The sequence below is a fragment of the Chitinibacter tainanensis DSM 15459 genome, assembly GCF_000429785.1.
Classification (GTDB): domain Bacteria; phylum Pseudomonadota; class Gammaproteobacteria; order Burkholderiales; family Chitinibacteraceae; genus Chitinibacter; species Chitinibacter tainanensis.
Genome location: NZ_AUCN01000017.1, coordinates 146,927 through 162,428, shown reverse-complemented (window position 1 = coordinate 162,428; position 15,502 = coordinate 146,927). Strand labels below are relative to the sequence as shown.

The following is a 15,502-nucleotide window of genomic DNA, read 5'->3' as shown; positions in this document are numbered from 1 at the left end:
CAAACAGCGACATATTTAGCCACCCCAGCAACTATACTGCCAGAGCCGACCTCATCCTGAGGTCATTTCCAACGCGGTGAGTAGGAATGGATAAAATCACAACCTGGCAATGGCTGGTATTGCTGCTGGGGGTCCGGGCGCTGCTGGAGTTTATTCCGCTGCCGGATGTGCACGATTTCTACGGCTTGCTAATCACCAGCCTGGTGCTGGTAGTGATCTGGCGGCGTTTTAGTTATCAAGAGCGCTTATTGCGGCCTTTTTTGATTGGCGTGCTGATTTATTGGCTGGGCCATGTGTTTGATTACATCGATGGTTTGCATCAGGGCCAGGGCTTTTGGGGGCACAACGCCGATATTCTGGATGACATCTTGTTTGCGGTGGGCTTTTGCCTGATCGGCATTGCTTTTGTCCGGGTGATGCACGATCGCAATCACCTAATCGCCCAGCTCCATAGCGAAAATCAACGCAGCCAGGCGCTGCAGCAAACTTTGTATCAGCAAGCCTATAGCGATGAACTCACACAACTGGGCAATCGCCGCGCCCTGTTTGAAACCTTACAAGCAAAAATCGCTGCCGGCGAAAGCGGCACCCTACTCTATATCGATGTGAATAATTTTAAGCCCGTGAATGATCGCTTTGGCCATGAAGTGGGCGACGAAGTGCTCAAGCGCTGCGCGCACTATATTCAGGCCCCCGAGGTGGTGGCGTATCGCTTGGGTGGTGATGAATTTGTGGCGCTGTTGGGCGCACAAAACCCGCAGCAATGGATACTGGCCCTCTGTCAGCGGGCCAAGCCGCTAGCACAGGAATACGGCGTGACCTTCAGCGTGGGCAGCGCCGCATTTGGCGGCCCTGAGCCACTCACCGCCGATGCCTTAATCGCGCAGGCCGATCAAGCCATGTATCGCGAAAAAACCAGCACCAAATCCCGCTGCCGCTAGCCGGCTAATGTGAAGAATTTCCTTGGCAAATCTGCCGCACAAGCCTTTGATTCCGCTATACTTCCGCGCCTTAATGCTTCACATACCGGATTGACCCATGCTGTTGCCGCACCAACTCGAATTGCTTGCCCCGGCCAAAACCGCCGAAATCGGCCGCGAAGCCATCCTGCATGGCGCCGATGCCGTGTATATCGGCGGGCCGGGCTTTGGCGCGCGGCATAATGCCGCCAATTCGGTGGCGGATATTGCCGGGCTGGTTGAATTTGCCCATCGCTATCACGCGCGGATTTTCGTTACGCTCAATACGATTTTGCATGACTCCGAGCTTGAGCCGGCGCGCCAGCAGATTATTGAGCTTTACAACGCGGGTGTGGATGCACTGATCGTGCAAGACATGGGCGTGCTCGCTCTGGATATTCCACCGATTCAGCTGCACGCCAGCACGCAATGCGATATTCGCACTCCCGAAAAAGCCGCCTTTTTGGCCGACGCAGGCTTTTCGCAAGTGGTGTTAGCACGCGAGTTGGGCTTGGGCAAGGTCAAACAGATCAGTGATTACATGGGTGATCGCGCCACGATTGAATACTTTATTCACGGCGCACTGTGCGTGGCATTTTCGGGCCAGTGCAATATCAGCCACGCACACACCGGCCGCAGCGCCAACCGTGGCGATTGCTCGCAAGCCTGTCGTCTGCCCTATACCCTCACCGACCAAAATGGCCGGGTGGTGGCATTTGATAAACATTTGCTGTCGATGAAAGACAATGATCAGACCAATAATCTGGAAGCGCTGATCGACGCAGGCGTGCGCTCATTCAAGATCGAGGGCCGCTACAAAGACATGCAGTATGTGAAAAACATCACCGCACATTATCGCCTGCTGCTCGACAAAATCATGGCCGAGCGCAGTGAATTTGCCCCCGCTTCCAGCGGGCGTACCGAGCTGTTTTTCCGCCCGAATGTGGATAAATCGTTCCACCGTGGCCACACCGATTATTTTGCCACCGGCCGTAAAGAAGACATCGGCGCCTTTGATTCGCCCAAATATGTGGGTGTACCGCTGGGCACTGTCACCAAGGTGACCGATAAGTATTTCGAGCTGGAAGTCGCCGATCAGAACGACGCAATGAGTAATGGTGATGGGCTGAACTTCATGAAAAAGCGTGAAGTGATTGGCGTGCAAGCGAACACCGTTGAAGCCGCGAATAAAGCCGCCGGCATATGGCGCGTGTTCCCGAATGAAATGATGAGCGAATTGGTGGGCCTGAAAGCCGGTACGCCGATTCATCGCAACCGCGATCACGCATGGGAGCAGGCGCTGACGAAAAAATCGGCCGAGCGCAAAATCGGCGCTTGGCTCAGCTTGAATGAAACCAGCTCTGGGCTGGCACTGACAATGACCGACGCCGACGGCTGTACGGCCACGGCGCAAGTCGAGCTGGCGCTTGAAGTGGCGCAAAACGCGGATAAAGCCTGGAGCACGTTGAGCGATAATCTAGCCAAATTGGGCAATACAATGTTCTATGCCGAAGACGTGGCGCTCAATCTTTCGCAACCATGGTTTGCGCCCGCTTCGGTGATTAATGCACTGCGCCGCGAGGCGGTGGAGCGATTAGAGGCAGCCCGCAGCGCCGCGTGGGTGCGGCCCGAGCGCAAAGCCGAGCTAAACCCGCCGCCGGTGTATCCCGAAGACACGCTGTCATTTCTGGGCAATGTTTACAACGCCAAAGCACGCGAGTTTTACGCCAAGCATGGGGTTAAATTGATTGCTGCAGCTTACGAGGCGCACGAAGAAGCCGGCGAAGTACCGCTGATGGTCACCAAACATTGCCTGCGCTTTTCGTTCAATCTGTGTCCGAAACAGGCCAAAGGGGTGATCGGGGTGAAGGGGCAGATTCGCGCCGAACCGATGACGCTGAGCTCAGGCAGCGAAAGTTACCGGCTGGAATTTGACTGTAAACCGTGCGAAATGCATGTGGTCGGCAAGATGAAATCACATATTCTGAAATCGCCACCGCCGACGACGGCCAATGCCCAAACCATTACCTTTTATAAAAGCAAACCGGACGGCTACGGCCACTAAGCCGTCACCGCATCCGGCTGAAGTTTGAGCCTGCGCCGATAACCGCTAGCGCAGGCTCGCCGCCAGCATGTGCTGAAACGAAAAGAGGTTTAAGTTTTAAGTTGCTTGAATGAGCGCGCTTATTCGGCGCCGGCTTGCCGCCACGGCGGCAGCGGGTCGTATTGCAACAGCAGCTGGCGCGCCAGCTCAACGCCGTTTTCTGTGCCCACCAAGGTAGCAGGCGCGGCGCCGTGCAGATCGTGATGCGGGCAGGTTAGCCATTTCACCACGGTGGGCAGATCGCCCAGCTTTTCGATGGCGATGTCCAGCAAAGGCAGCCAGGGTAGGAAATCATAGGGCTCAAACTGCATCACCGCGCGCATGTCGGCATACAGATCGGGGTTATGCGCCAGCTCATGTTCGAGCAGCGATAGAAACTCTTCAATTCGGCGTAATTCCATGGGTATTGGCCTAGCCGCCTTTATTTTATTGACCCCTAGGCACATACCCAGGGGCATTAATTACTTAATAACGCGCCATCGTCGGGTCAACTTCATCGGCCCACGCCGCCACGCCACCATCCAGATTGATCATCTCAGCAAACCCCTGCCGCTCCAGAAAGCCGGCCACCTGATAGCTACGCACGCCGTGATGGCAGATCACCACATAGCAGGCATCCGGATCTAGCCGCGCTTGCTCGCTCGGGATATGACCCATCGGAATATTGATGCTGCCGGGGATTTGGCACAGGGCAAATTCCCATGGTTCACGCACATCCAGCAAATTAGGCGCCGCTCGCTCGGCATCGGCTAGCCACTGGCTCAGTTCAACAGGGGTTAAGTGCTGCATGATCAGGTCCGTCTCGGGTCAAAAAAGCTCCGCTATTGTACGGACTCCCACTTACCTTGATAGCAAATTTTGCGGCAAAAATCAGCCAAGCCAGTACAATCGGGGCCTGATTTCTTTTCGGATAGCCCCCGCATGAATAGCTTTTACGCTCTGTTTGCCCTGGTGATTGGGCTGGTGGTGCCACTGCAGGCCGCGATTAATAATCAGCTTAAAGCCATGATTGGGGGCAGCACCTTGCTAGCGGCGCTGGTGTCGTTCGTAGTGGGTTGCATTACCTTGCTGCTCATTTCTCTGGCCAGCGGACAAAAGCTGGGCGCACTGGCCGGCATCGCCAAAGCCGAGCCGTGGATGCTGGCGGGCGGTTTACTGGGCGCGATGTTCGTGTTTGGCACCACCCTGATCGCGCCCAAGCTCGGCGCGGCCTCGATGATGGCGCTGATTATCACCGGACAAGTCATCGCCTCTTTGCTGTTTGACCGCTTTGGCTGGCTGGGCTTGCCGCTGCGCGAGCTTTCCTGGCCACGGCTCGCGGGCGCCGCTCTGATCGTCGTGGGCGTGCTGCTAGTTAATTTTGGCGATCAGTTCGCCAGCGCGCGCAACGCCTGATCGATAGCACCAGAGCAGCCATGAGCATCACTATCCCTATTCTGGCGCAAGAGCCCGACTTTATCGTGGTGGATAAACCCGCCGGGCTCGACTTTCACAGCCAGGATGGCTCCGCAGGGCTGGTGCAGCTGGTACGCGCACAAACGGGTTTAACCGAGCTGTATGCCGTGCACCGGCTGGATAAACTCACCTCTGGGCTCTTGCTCCTTGCGCGTAGCAGCGCCGCTGCCAGCGCGCTGGGGGAGCTATTTAGCCAGCACCAGATTCGCAAATATTATCTGGCCATCAGCGCGCACAAACCCAGTAAGAAACAGGGCAAAGTGCGCGGCGGCATCGAAAAAGGTCGTGGCGGCAGCTACCGCCTGGTGCGCGAAGGCGGGCAACTGGCGATCACGCAGTTTTTTAGTTATGGCCTCGGCGAAGGCTTACGGCTGTTTGCGCTCAAACCACTCACTGGCCGCACCCATCAGCTGCGTGTCACGCTCAAAAGCCTGGGCAGCCCGATTCTCGGCGACAGCCGCTATGCCGGCGGCGAAAGTGACCGGGGGTATCTGCATGCATACGAGCTAGCATTTAGCCTACACGAACATACCTATCACTACCAATGCCCACCAAGCACTGGTACGGCTTTTCTAGCCACAGCCTGCAGCGCCCAGCTAGCGAGCTTAGGCTCACTAGACGCCCTGCCCTGGCCAGCCGCTTAAAGCCACCCCAGCCACATACCAACGTCATTTTTCTGCACAATAAATACGCCTAAATTCAAGTCGCTTTTGGTTCGAATTTGACCCGAATCAAAGTCAAAAATGACGCACAAATATCTCTAAAATTACAACGCCGTAATTTAAATAAGTGAATGAATTAAAACGACAAACGTGTGCTGACACACTAGGCAAAGCTTGTCAGCTTCGCTTACTATGGCAGCCACGGCAAAAGCCGTTTTCACACAAAGCACGGCCCGTTAGGACCGGCATAAGAAGGATGGAGACATCAAGATGATCCAGTTCAATAAATGGATGCTGGCTGCGATTCCGGCTGCCATCTGCTCGGCCCAGGTCCTGGCCGCCACCGCTTGGGACAGCAAAACGGTTTACACCGGCGGTCAAGTTGTGAGCTACCAAGGCAAAGATTACAAAGCCAAATGGTGGACACTGAATAACATCCCCGGCACCGAACAGTGGGGCCCATGGGAACTCGTTGGCAACAGCACCGGCAGCACACCAGCCCCCACCGCGGTGGTGACAGCGGCCCCAACGACGGCGCCGACTACAGCCCCAACAAGCGCGCCAACCAGCACGCCAACGGCTAAACCAAGCGCCACGCCGACCACCCCACCAGCGGCTGGCAGCTGCGCGACCTGGGTTGAAGGCAATAGCTACAAAGCCGGCGACGTGGTGAATTTTGGCGGCGCCAGCTATACCGCCCTATCGACTCACACCGCCTATGTGGGCGCGAACTGGAATCCAGCTGCGACCCCAACTCTCTGGAAAGCCGGCGGTAACTGCAGCACCGGTGGTAGCACGCCTGCCCCAACCGCAACCCCAGTGGTGACCGCTACCCCAACGGCCAAGCCAAGCGCTACGCCAGTCGTAACTGCGACGCCAACTGCTACACCAGTAGTAACGGTAAAACCAACAGCCACGCCGACCGCCACCCCTGTGGTAACGGTAGCGCCAACCCCAGTGGTCACCGCAGGCCCAACGGCTGCGCCAACTAGCGCACCAGCAGCCTACAAGCCACAAATCACCTACATTACCGCGCCAGCGGGCTACCCGACCGACGCCCAATTCACCGCGGCTGAACGTGCGCTGTATAGCCAAGCCGGTGGCGATGCCCAAACCATCGACCGCATTCGCGAAGCGCTACAAGTACGCGCCGATAGCGTGGTCGATGCGGTGGCACCGGGGCTAGCCAGCAACCCAGATAACGTACAACGCGTTGAGCGCGTATTGCCACGGGCGAAGTTTGATTACTTCTTCCCGGTGCGCAATGTGAAATACACCTACGAAAATCTGCTCAAAGGCGTGGCGAAATTCCCGGCTTATTGCAAAACCTATACCGATGGTCGCGACTCAGACCTGATCTGTAAAAAACTGCTGGCCACTTCATTTGCGCACTTCGCGCAAGAAACCGGCGCCAACTGGCCTGCACTGACGCCGGCAACGGCCCGAGGCTACGCCGATCAGAACAACGCTGTGTTGGCCACTATGGAGCAAAACACCGCGATTCCAACTTTCCGCCAAGGTCTGTGGTTCCTGCGTGAACAAGGCATGCAAGAAGGTTCGGGCGTGGGTGGTTACCAAGATTGCTTTAACGGCGCGGGTGGCTCGATCTTCTCGATCTTCTATCCATGCGGTAAAAACGCCCAAGGCCAGTACTTTAGCTACTTCGGTCGCGGCTCGAAGCAATTGTCGTGGAACTACAATTACGGCCCATTCAGCAAATCGCTGTACGGGGACGTGAATGTCTTGCTCGACAACCCAGGCCTGGTGGCGGACACCTGGATGAACTTCGCCTCTGCCATCTGGTTTGCCGTCTACCCACAATCGCCAAAACCACCAATGACTTGGGTTGTTGATGGCACTTGGCAGCCGAATCAGGTGGATATTGCCAACAATATGAAACCTGGATTTGGCGCCACCACCTACATCATTAATGGTGGTATCGAGTGTGGCAAAGGCTCCGAAGCGCAGCAATCGCTGAACCGGATCGCGGCGTATAAAGAGTTCACCAAAGAGCTGGGCATTGATATCAGCAACGAGCAACTGACTTGCGGCACATCGAAAGGCTTTACCGATGGTTCAGCCGCGGCCACCAAAACCTATCTGGACAAAAACTGGGGCTACAACGGCAACAACCCAGGTGGCGTATCGTGGGCGTGTCAGTTGGTGAGCTACCAAACCCCATTTAGCCTGGCCAATACCGGCGACTACAAAGCCTGCGTGGATTACTTCTTCCGCGGCCAGGTGAAGTTCAACGGCCAGATCGTGGTCGACAACACCAAGTAATCGGCTTGGTATAAGCCAACAAAAACGGCAGCTTCGGCTGCCGTTTTTTATTGCCGACACGCCAAACAAAAGGCGTTGGCCACACCACGAAACACTCACCGCCCAAAACTCAGCAGCAAGAACCTTTCTCATTAACCCTATACCCAGGGCGGTATATCCGTACAGGAAAATCAATAAATAACCTACAGCCACATACCCCTAAAAGCAGTCACAGCAATGGCCGCCCCTCTACTGTCCGCGTATGATGGCGTTTATTCAATTAATAACCGCCCCTGCGCCTGCCGATGTTTAATTACTTTGAACGCCTGATTGACGCCTACCCGGAAAACCTCCCGCGCCGGCCGGCGCAGCTGCTGCCTTTTGTGTGGAGCTGCACCCAAGGGGCGCGCGCGCATATTGTGTGGCTTGCCTTATTTACCGCCGCCACCGGTGCGTTTGAGGCCCTGCTCTACAGCATGTTGGGCAATGTGGTGGAATGGCTGAGCGATACGCCGCCTGCGCAATTGTGGGCGCTGCAAAAACACAATTTATTGCTGCTCTTGGGTATTGTATTGGCCAGCCCATTACTGATTGCGCTGCAAACGCTGATCAAACATCAAACGCTGGCCGGTAATTTCCCGATGCGTTTGCGCTGGCAGTTTCACCGCCAGATGCTCAATCAGAGCATGAGCTTTTATCAGGATGAATTTGCCGGCCGGATTTCGGCCAAGGTGATGCAAACCGCGCTGGCGGTACGCGATACCGTGCTCACCTGCATGGATATTCTGGTGTTTGTGGTGATTTATTTTGTCACCATGACCGTGGTTGCCGGCGGCTTTGATCTGCGCCTGATGGGGCCATTTTTTGCCTGGTTGGCGCTGTATATCGCGGTGATGGTGTTTTTTGTACCGCGCTTAAGCCGGGTTTCGCAGGCGCAAGCCGATGCCCGCTCGCTAATGACCGGGCGCGTAACCGATGCCTACACCAATATCACGACGGTGAAACTGTTTTCGCACGCCAACCGCGAGGCGGGATTTGTGAAAACCGCGATGCAGGAATTCATGCTCACCGTGCACCGCCAGATGCGACTGGTGAGTCTGTTCGAGATTGTGAATCATCTCTTAAGCATGCTGCTGATCGCGGCCACTGCCGGTATTGCCCTGTGGTTGTGGTTGCAAGGCGAGCTGGGGGTGGGCGCGGTGGCGGCCGCTACCGCCATGGCGCTGCGCCTGAGTGGGATGTCGCACTGGATTATGTGGGAAATGGCTGGGCTGTTTGAAAACATCGGCACCGTGCAAGATGGCCTGAACACCTTGGCCAAACCAGCGACGGTGCTTGATGCGCCCGAAGCGCCGGCGCTGCAAGTGCGCGCAGGGCTGATCGAATTTAAGCAAGTGCGCTTTGCCTATGGTCCCGATAGCAAACCCGTGGTGGATGCGCTGAATCTACGCATTCAGCCTGGCGAGAAAATCGGGCTGGTCGGTCGCTCGGGCGCGGGTAAATCCACCATCGTGAATTTACTGCTGCGCTTTTACGATCTACAAGCTGGCGAAATCTGCATCGATGGGCAGAATATCGCAGCGGTGACGCAAGATAGCCTGCGCCGGCAGATCGGCATGGTCACGCAAGACACCTCGCTCTTGCATCGCTCGGTGCGCGATAACATTCTGTACGGCCAGCCTGATGCCAGTGATGCAGACATGATCGATGCCGCCCGGCGCGCGGAAGTGCACGATTTTATCGCTCAGCTCACCGACCCACAGGGGCGGCAAGGCTACGATGCGCATGTGGGCGAGCGCGGAGTGAAGCTCTCGGGCGGTCAACGCCAGCGGATTGCGATTGCGCGGGTAATGCTGAAAAACGCCCCGATTTTGCTGCTGGATGAAGCCACCAGCGCGCTGGATTCGGAAGTGGAAGCCGCCATTCAGCACAGCCTGTATCAGCTCATGGAAGGCAAAACCGTGGTCGCCATCGCCCATCGGCTGTCGACGATTATGGCGATGGATCGGTTGATCGTGCTGGATCAGGGGCGGATTGTCGAGGAAGGCACGCACGCGCAGCTGCTGGCGCACAATGGCATTTATGCGCGGCTGTGGGCGCATCAAAGTGGCGGCTTCTTGGGCGAAGAAGACTAATACCCACCTAGTGTATTAGACTGAAAGCATTATCAATAAACAGGTCAGGCAATATACATAGCCTCAGGCTACTAACCCAGCGGAAGAACTATATGCTTCAAGTCTCGGCATAGCCGAGCCGAGGAAATATGGTTCTGAATCTGCAGCCTTGATGTTCTATTCCCACCCCTCCCGTCCCCTCCTTGAGGGGAGCCTCGCTTCGCGAGTGGGGGTGGTCATCAATCTGCGGCCGGGTAATATACCCGGCCTTTTTATTACATTACCCAACAACAGCTACCGACTTATACCGGCGTGGCTTCTTCCTGCTTGGCCAACCACTGGGCAATCAAATCGCCAGCCTGCGCCTGTAATTGCCCCAGCCGCACCAGCGCTGCCTCCTCAGGCAACACTCCGGCCTGCAATTGCAGCTCCAATTCGCCCGCCAGCGCATAAATTGGCCCCGCCGCAACTTGGGCGGCCACGCCCTTCAGGGTATGCGCATAGCGCTGCGCATCGGCAAACTGCCCGGCCGCCAAGTGCCGGCGCAGCACAGCTTCACAATCGGCAAAGCGCTCAACAAAGCGCGGCAACATTTTATGTAGCAATTTCAGCGAGCCCATCTGCTGCAAAGCGGCGGGAAAATCCAGCAATGCGTCTGCATCCGCCGCCGGGGGCATGGTCGCCATGAGTGCAGTTTCTGCCGGCACCACCGCTTCGCCTTGCCTATCGCCACGGCAATACGGCCGTAAGGCTTGCTGCAATTTTTGAGCATCAATTGGCTTGCTCAGATGCTCGTTCATCCCAGCCGCCAAACACAGCTCACGCTCGCCTTCCATTGCATGCGCGGTCAGGGCAATAATTGGTAGGTCGGCAAAGCCTGGCAGGGCCCGAATGGCGCGCGTGGTATCGCGCCCATCCATTTCCGGCATCTGCACATCCATCAGCACCACATCAATCGGCATACTCATCAGCGCCGCAATCGCGGCATTGCCACTGCCCACCGGCGTCACCTGCGCGCCCAGATTACGCAGCACTGTGGCGCCCAGGTCTAACAAAACATCGGTGTCTTCCACCAGCAGCACCCGCAAACCGGACAGCGCCATGCTGGCGTCTGCCCCTACCGCCAAGGCCAGCGCCCGCTCGTCACGCGCCAGCTGTTGCGCCACGGCCTGCACAATCTGGCTCGGGATATACGGTTTACTAATCAGCGGGGCGCCGCCAAACGCTGGCAACTGGCTGCTGGCCATATCATCCGCGCCGTAGCACAGCAGTATGAGCGGCAAGCCGCCCTGCACTTGCGCCACAATCTGCGGACAGGGGCCTTGATCAGTCAGGCAGAATTGCGGCTGAATCAACAAAAGATCCAGCGGATGCCCGCCCTCGAAATACGCCGCCAGCTGGGCCGGATTATTCAGCGCTGTCGAGCTGATCCCCAGCGCCGCCAGATGCAGCGCCAAATGCGCGGCGTGGTCTTCATTTTGATCGGCGATTACGGCATGGCGCTCGCTAAATTGCGGCAAGCTCACCGCCTGCGGGCCGCGCGGCATTCGCAGCGTAAAGCGGAAACAGGAGCCTAGCCCCGGCTCGCTATCCACCTCAATACAGCCGCCCATCAGCTGAATCAGCTGCTGGCTAATCGCCAGCCCCAGCCCCGAGCCCCCAAAGCGGCGGGTGGTGGATGAATCGGCTTGACTAAAGAGCTGAAACAGCCGCTCACGCGCCTGAGGGTTAATCCCGATCCCTGAGTCGCGCACCGCAAAGGCCAGCTCGACTTCATGCGCCTCAGCCGCCGTTTGCAGCAGGCTTAATGTCACATCGCCGCGCTCGGTAAACTTCACGGCGTTATTGAGTAGATTCAACAGCACCTGCCCCAGCCGCAGCGAATCGCCCACCAACTGATGCGGTACCCGCGGGTCAATTTCGAAATTCAGCCGCAAATCTTTATCCTGCGCCTGAATGGCGACCGTGCCGGCCAGCTGGCTCAAGAGCTGCATCAGATCAAAAGGCTCGCGCTCGACTTCAAGCTTATGCGCTTCGATTTTCGAGAAATCGAGCACATCATTCACCACGCCCAACAGCATCTGCGCCGAGCTTTGCGCCCGGGTCAGGTATTGCTGCTGCAAGCTCGATAATGGCGTTTCGCTCACCAGCTGTGTGTAGCCCAGAATGGCCGACAGCGGGGTGCGGATTTCGTGGCTCATATTGGCGAGGAATTCGCTCTTGATCTTGGCCGCGGCCTGCGCCTCATCACGCGCTTCGATCAGCGCTTGCTGCTGGCTATTTTGCTGCTGCAGGAGGGCGCGAAATTGCATCACCCCACGCTCGATATCGGAAATCTCATCATCGCCCTGCACAATAATCGGCTCAGCCAATTCGCCTTCCGACAATTGCCGCATCGACTGCGCCAAGCGCTCCAGCCGGCGATTGATATTGTTCGAGATGTAAAACCAGCCCATTACCAGCGCCACCACCACCGCCAAACCAGCCGCCCCCAGTAGCCACCAGCTACTGCTGCGAATATCCTGATCTAGCGACACCACTTTGCCACTCAGCGCGCCCGAAATGGCTTGCCCCAATTGCTGCGTGGTTTGCAGGAAATCTTGCGTAATCTGCGTGTTTTCACGGGCGATTTTCTCTAGCAACGCCTCTAGCGTCAGCCGGCGCTGAGCCAGCTCAAACACCTTGCGCGACTGCTCGTTCAGCAACACCACCGCATTCAGGCTCGGGCCTAGGCCACTACGAATCTGTGGCAGCACGATTTTTTGCCCAGCAGCCTGCGCATGCTGATACAGCTGCGCGAAATCTTTTCGCCCTTGCGCCAGCTCTTGCTGGCTCTTGGCCGCGATCGTGCGGCGCAAGGTATTACTTAACTCCAGATAATCACTTTTGAGTTGCTCGCTGGCGGTTAAGGTTTGCACCTGGGTATTGACTAAATTCACCACTGAGGCCGTGGCGCTTTGGGTAATCAGATCACCCTGCCGGTTGTGTTCGGCCATTTCCCGCTGATTGAATTTGCTGGCGTTGCGATAAAAATCCATCATCGCGCCAAGCGCCTCGCGCGACACCGAACGCATCGGCCCGCGCAAAATTTTCAGCATTTTCAGCCCTTCATCGCGAAACTCCGGATCAGTGAGCTGAAATTGCTTTTCCAGCCTCTCCAAGATTTCCGACCCCTTGCGGCGATAGCCCTCTTCGCCCTCCACGGCGATCAGGCTGGCCAGGCGAAAGATATCCGCCCGAATCAGATTGGTGGCCAAGCGCTCGTTTTGATCTTGCTCGGTGAGTTTGGCCCATTGCTGGCCGGCAGCCACCGAGGCACGGCCGGTGGCCAAGAGCATTTCTTCCTGCGCTTTATGCAGCAAAGGCTCGATTTTTTGCTCAAACTGTTGGCGCTGCTCATCCACTTGGGCCAACACGGCCATGTTTTGCTTTTCGATTTCGATCAGGTCGGTGACGATTTGGTTGGTTTCGACCGCTTGTTTGGCCAGCAGCTGATAATGTTTTTGCAAGCGGCTGATGTCGGCGGGGCCCGATTCGGTGAGCTTCAGAGCGCGGATGGCATCAAGATACAGCGGCGCGCCACCCTGCAATTGCTGCAAAGTACGAAAAGCCTCACGGCGCTCGGCATCATTGGTGGCCGAGGACAGCTGATGCAGGGCCAGCGCCAACTCTAAACTATTGGTTTCCAGCCCGGCCACGGCGCGGGTTGCGGGATAGCTTTCGCGGGAAATATTGCTATAGGTTTGATCGACGGAGCGGAAAACCCAAAACGCCGCCAGACCCGCGATCAGGGTCGTGGCGGCCACGACGATAAAGGCAATTCGCAGCCGCAAGGTCAGCGACTTTAACAGGGCTATGGGCATTGCCAATCTCTCTGGTACGAGCAAGTGAAAGTCGGCAATTGGCGTTAGAGCAGTTAGCCCGGCAACACCACTGCCTTCATCTCATGTCTGTCTGCGCCGTCTAGCGCGGCACTGGTTTCTTATCTTACCAGAGTCTTTTTCTTTCAGACAAAGCAATAAACGGCTGTAGACATAAGACAACAGCCCGGCAAACGCCTTTAAAACAACCGTTTAAATCTGTCAGGTGTAATACCACTTGCCCCGCTGTGGCTGATTTCACCGTTGATCAGTTGCCAGTGCGCTGGCTTAGCGATGCAACACCAGCGCCAGCACGCGCCGATCTTCCGCCACCAGCACATTAAAGGTGCGGCAGAGTGCGCCCGTGCCCATCACATCTACGCCAATGCGCTTGGCAGACAAAGCCGCATAAAGCTGCGGATGCGGAAACTGGATCGCTGCCCCAGTCCCCAGCAGCACCAGCTCGGGTTGATAATCGAGCAACTGGCTAAAGTCATCAGCAGTCAGCTCGGCAAAGCTGGCTGGGCGCCATGGCTGCAGATAATCGGGCAAAATCAGCAGGCTACCGGCATGTCGCACTTCATTGACCTGCACCGATTCGGCATCGTAGGCGGTAATCTGGTTTAAATGCTCGACTTTGGACTGGTGCAATTTCATGGCAAACCTCGCTAACAAACTGGCTGGTATTTTAAAGCAAGCCCTGCTGGCTGTGTGCTGTGCGAATTGATACTTAATTGTTTGTTCCGCCAACCGAATCTTTCGCTACAATACGGGGTTTCCCTGAAAAACCAGCGCACGGACGCCACCCCGATGGAAGCCATCCTCAAATCCAATAAATTGCTGAATGTCTGTTACGAAATCCGCGGCCCGATCCCGGAGCGAGCGCGGCAGATGGAAGAGGACGGCCACCGCATTATCAAGCTCAATATTGGTAATCTGGCCAACTTTGGTTTTGATGCGCCCGAAGAAGTGGTGCAAGACGTGATCCGCAATCTATCCAATGCCGCGGGCTACGTGGATAGCAAAGGTCTGTTTCAGGCCCGCAAAGCGGTCATGCATTACACCCAGCAGAAAAACATCAAAGATGTCACCGTCGATGATGTTTACATCGGCAATGGCGCATCAGAGCTAATCGTGATGAGCATGCAGGCCCTGCTGAATAATGGCGATGAAGTCTTGGTGCCTGCCCCAGATTATCCACTGTGGACGGCCGCAGTCAGCCTGGCTGGCGGCAAGCCACGCCACTATGTGTGCGAAGAGAGCAATCAGTGGTACCCATCGATTGACGATATGCGCGCCAAAATCACCGACAAAACCCGCGCGATTGTGGTGATCAACCCGAACAACCCCACCGGCGCGCTGTATCCGGATGAATTGCTGCTGCAGATTATCGAGCTGGCGCGCGAGCATGGCCTGATCATTTACGCCGATGAAATCTACGACAAAGTGCTGTACGACGGCGTAAAACACACCTCCATCGCCTCGCTGGCCGATGATGTGCTGTTTGTCACCTTCAATGGCCTGTCGAAAAACTACCGGGCTTGCGGCTACCGCGCTGGCTGGATGATTGTGTCAGGCAATAAAAAGCCGGCCAAAGACTATATCGAAGGCCTGAATATGCTGGCCACGATGCGTTTGTGTGCAAATGTGCCAGCCCAATACGCCATTCAAACCGCCTTGGGCGGCTATCAGAGTATTGATGATCTGGTTAAAGAAGGCGGCCGGCTGGCGAAGCAGCGCGACCTCGCCTACGAGATGCTCAATGCCATTCCCGGCGTGAGTGTCGTTAAACCGAAAGCGGCTTTGTATATGTTCCCGAAACTGGATCCGGCCATTTACCCGGTGAGCGACGATCAGCAGCTGATGCTGGAATTACTCACCGAAGAAAAAGTACTGCTGGTACAAGGTACTGGCTTTAACTGGCATCAGCCCGATCACTTCCGCGTGGTCTTCCTGCCAAATGTCGACGATCTGACCGAAGCGCTGAGCCGTGTGGCCCGCTTCTTGCAAAATTGGCGCAAACGGCATGGCACCGGCGAATTTGCCAGCAAATAAGCACCTTATTCTTAAAAAACTGCGAGGTTCG

General features: G+C 56.4%; 11 protein-coding genes. 7 read left to right on the top strand and 4 right to left on the bottom strand.

Annotated elements, in window-relative coordinates; translation table 11 throughout:
- The first annotated feature begins 86 nt into the window (after nt 1-86).
- Both G482_RS19455 and G482_RS0105540 read left to right on the top strand, forming a co-directional pair.
- A complete protein-coding gene (locus tag G482_RS19455) occupies nt 87-941 on the top strand; it encodes a GGDEF domain-containing protein (RefSeq protein ID WP_028449209.1) in 855 nt (284 codons plus the stop codon).
- Between the two features lie 97 nt (nt 942-1,038).
- The gene (locus G482_RS0105540; RefSeq protein WP_028449208.1) at nt 1,039-3,024 is read left to right on the top strand and encodes a peptidase U32 family protein; all 1,986 of its coding nucleotides are present in this window, start codon (nt 1,039-1,041) and stop codon (nt 3,022-3,024) included.
- Between the two features lie 119 nt (nt 3,025-3,143).
- Here G482_RS0105540 and G482_RS0105535 read toward each other — a convergent pair whose 3' ends face one another.
- Both G482_RS0105535 and G482_RS0105530 read right to left on the bottom strand, forming a co-directional pair.
- Entirely contained in the window at nt 3,144-3,464 is a 321-nt protein-coding gene (locus tag G482_RS0105535) for an antitoxin Xre/MbcA/ParS toxin-binding domain-containing protein (protein WP_028449207.1), read from the bottom strand.
- A 64-nt stretch (nt 3,465-3,528) separates the two neighbouring features.
- The gene (locus tag G482_RS0105530; protein ID WP_028449206.1) at nt 3,529-3,852 is read right to left on the bottom strand and encodes a rhodanese-like domain-containing protein; all 324 of its coding nucleotides are present in this window, start codon (nt 3,850-3,852) and stop codon (nt 3,529-3,531) included.
- A 132-nt stretch (nt 3,853-3,984) separates the two neighbouring features.
- Between G482_RS0105530 and G482_RS0105525 the strand changes: the two genes are divergently transcribed.
- From G482_RS0105525 to G482_RS0105505, 4 genes are all read left to right on the top strand, one after another.
- Nucleotides 3,985-4,458: a DMT family transporter gene (locus G482_RS0105525; protein WP_028449205.1), complete on the top strand. Its 474-nt coding sequence runs from the start codon at nt 3,985-3,987 to the stop codon at nt 4,456-4,458.
- Nucleotides 4,459-4,478: 20 nt separating this feature from the next.
- A complete protein-coding gene (locus G482_RS0105520; RefSeq protein ID WP_028449204.1) occupies nt 4,479-5,162 on the top strand; it encodes a TIGR01621 family pseudouridine synthase in 684 nt (227 codons plus the stop codon).
- 288 nt (nt 5,163-5,450) lie between these two features.
- Nucleotides 5,451-7,463 (top strand): glycoside hydrolase family 19 protein, encoded by a 2,013-nt coding sequence (locus G482_RS20010; RefSeq protein WP_084414466.1) that lies wholly within the window; start codon nt 5,451-5,453, stop codon nt 7,461-7,463.
- Nucleotides 7,464-7,747: 284 nt separating this feature from the next.
- Nucleotides 7,748-9,577 carry an ABC transporter ATP-binding protein gene (locus tag G482_RS0105505; RefSeq protein WP_028449203.1) on the top strand — a complete coding sequence of 610 codons (1,830 nt, stop codon included), beginning with the start codon at nt 7,748-7,750 and terminating at the stop codon, nt 9,575-9,577.
- Nucleotides 9,578-9,858: 281 nt separating this feature from the next.
- Here G482_RS0105505 and G482_RS20810 read toward each other — a convergent pair whose 3' ends face one another.
- Together G482_RS20810 and G482_RS0105495 are read right to left on the bottom strand one after the other, a co-directional pair.
- Nucleotides 9,859-13,419 (bottom strand): ATP-binding protein, encoded by a 3,561-nt coding sequence (locus tag G482_RS20810; RefSeq protein WP_034619001.1) that lies wholly within the window; start codon nt 13,417-13,419, stop codon nt 9,859-9,861.
- Between the two features lie 285 nt (nt 13,420-13,704).
- Complete coding sequence (locus tag G482_RS0105495; protein ID WP_028449202.1) at nt 13,705-14,073, bottom strand: Mth938-like domain-containing protein; 369 nt, start codon at nt 14,071-14,073, stop codon at nt 13,705-13,707.
- Nucleotides 14,074-14,226: 153 nt separating this feature from the next.
- On the opposite strand from G482_RS0105495, the gene G482_RS0105490 reads away from it, so the two are divergent.
- Nucleotides 14,227-15,471, top strand: coding sequence for a pyridoxal phosphate-dependent aminotransferase (locus G482_RS0105490; RefSeq protein WP_034619000.1), 1,245 nt, complete (start codon nt 14,227-14,229; stop codon nt 15,469-15,471).
- Nucleotides 15,472-15,502: the final 31 nt, after the last annotated feature.

Bases quoted from the DNA above. Each gene is read 5' to 3' on its own strand.
- G482_RS0105525 (WP_028449205.1), top strand. From the start codon at position 3,985: ATGAATAGCTTTTACGCTCTGTTTGCCCTGGTGATTGGGCTGGTGGTG.
- G482_RS19455 (WP_028449209.1), top strand. From the start codon at position 87: ATGGATAAAATCACAACCTGGCAATGGCTGGTATTGCTGCTGGGGGTC.
- G482_RS20010 (WP_084414466.1), top strand. From the start codon at position 5,451: ATGATCCAGTTCAATAAATGGATGCTGGCTGCGATTCCGGCTGCCATC.
- G482_RS20810 (WP_034619001.1), bottom strand. From the start codon at position 13,419: ATGCCCATAGCCCTGTTAAAGTCGCTGACCTTGCGGCTGCGAATTGCC.
- G482_RS0105535 (WP_028449207.1), bottom strand. From the start codon at position 3,464: ATGGAATTACGCCGAATTGAAGAGTTTCTATCGCTGCTCGAACATGAG.
- G482_RS0105495 (WP_028449202.1), bottom strand. From the start codon at position 14,073: ATGAAATTGCACCAGTCCAAAGTCGAGCATTTAAACCAGATTACCGCC.
- G482_RS0105505 (WP_028449203.1), top strand. From the start codon at position 7,748: ATGTTTAATTACTTTGAACGCCTGATTGACGCCTACCCGGAAAACCTC.
- G482_RS0105540 (WP_028449208.1), top strand. From the start codon at position 1,039: ATGCTGTTGCCGCACCAACTCGAATTGCTTGCCCCGGCCAAAACCGCC.
- G482_RS0105520 (WP_028449204.1), top strand. From the start codon at position 4,479: ATGAGCATCACTATCCCTATTCTGGCGCAAGAGCCCGACTTTATCGTG.
- G482_RS0105530 (WP_028449206.1), bottom strand. From the start codon at position 3,852: ATGCAGCACTTAACCCCTGTTGAACTGAGCCAGTGGCTAGCCGATGCC.
- G482_RS0105490 (WP_034619000.1), top strand. From the start codon at position 14,227: ATGGAAGCCATCCTCAAATCCAATAAATTGCTGAATGTCTGTTACGAA.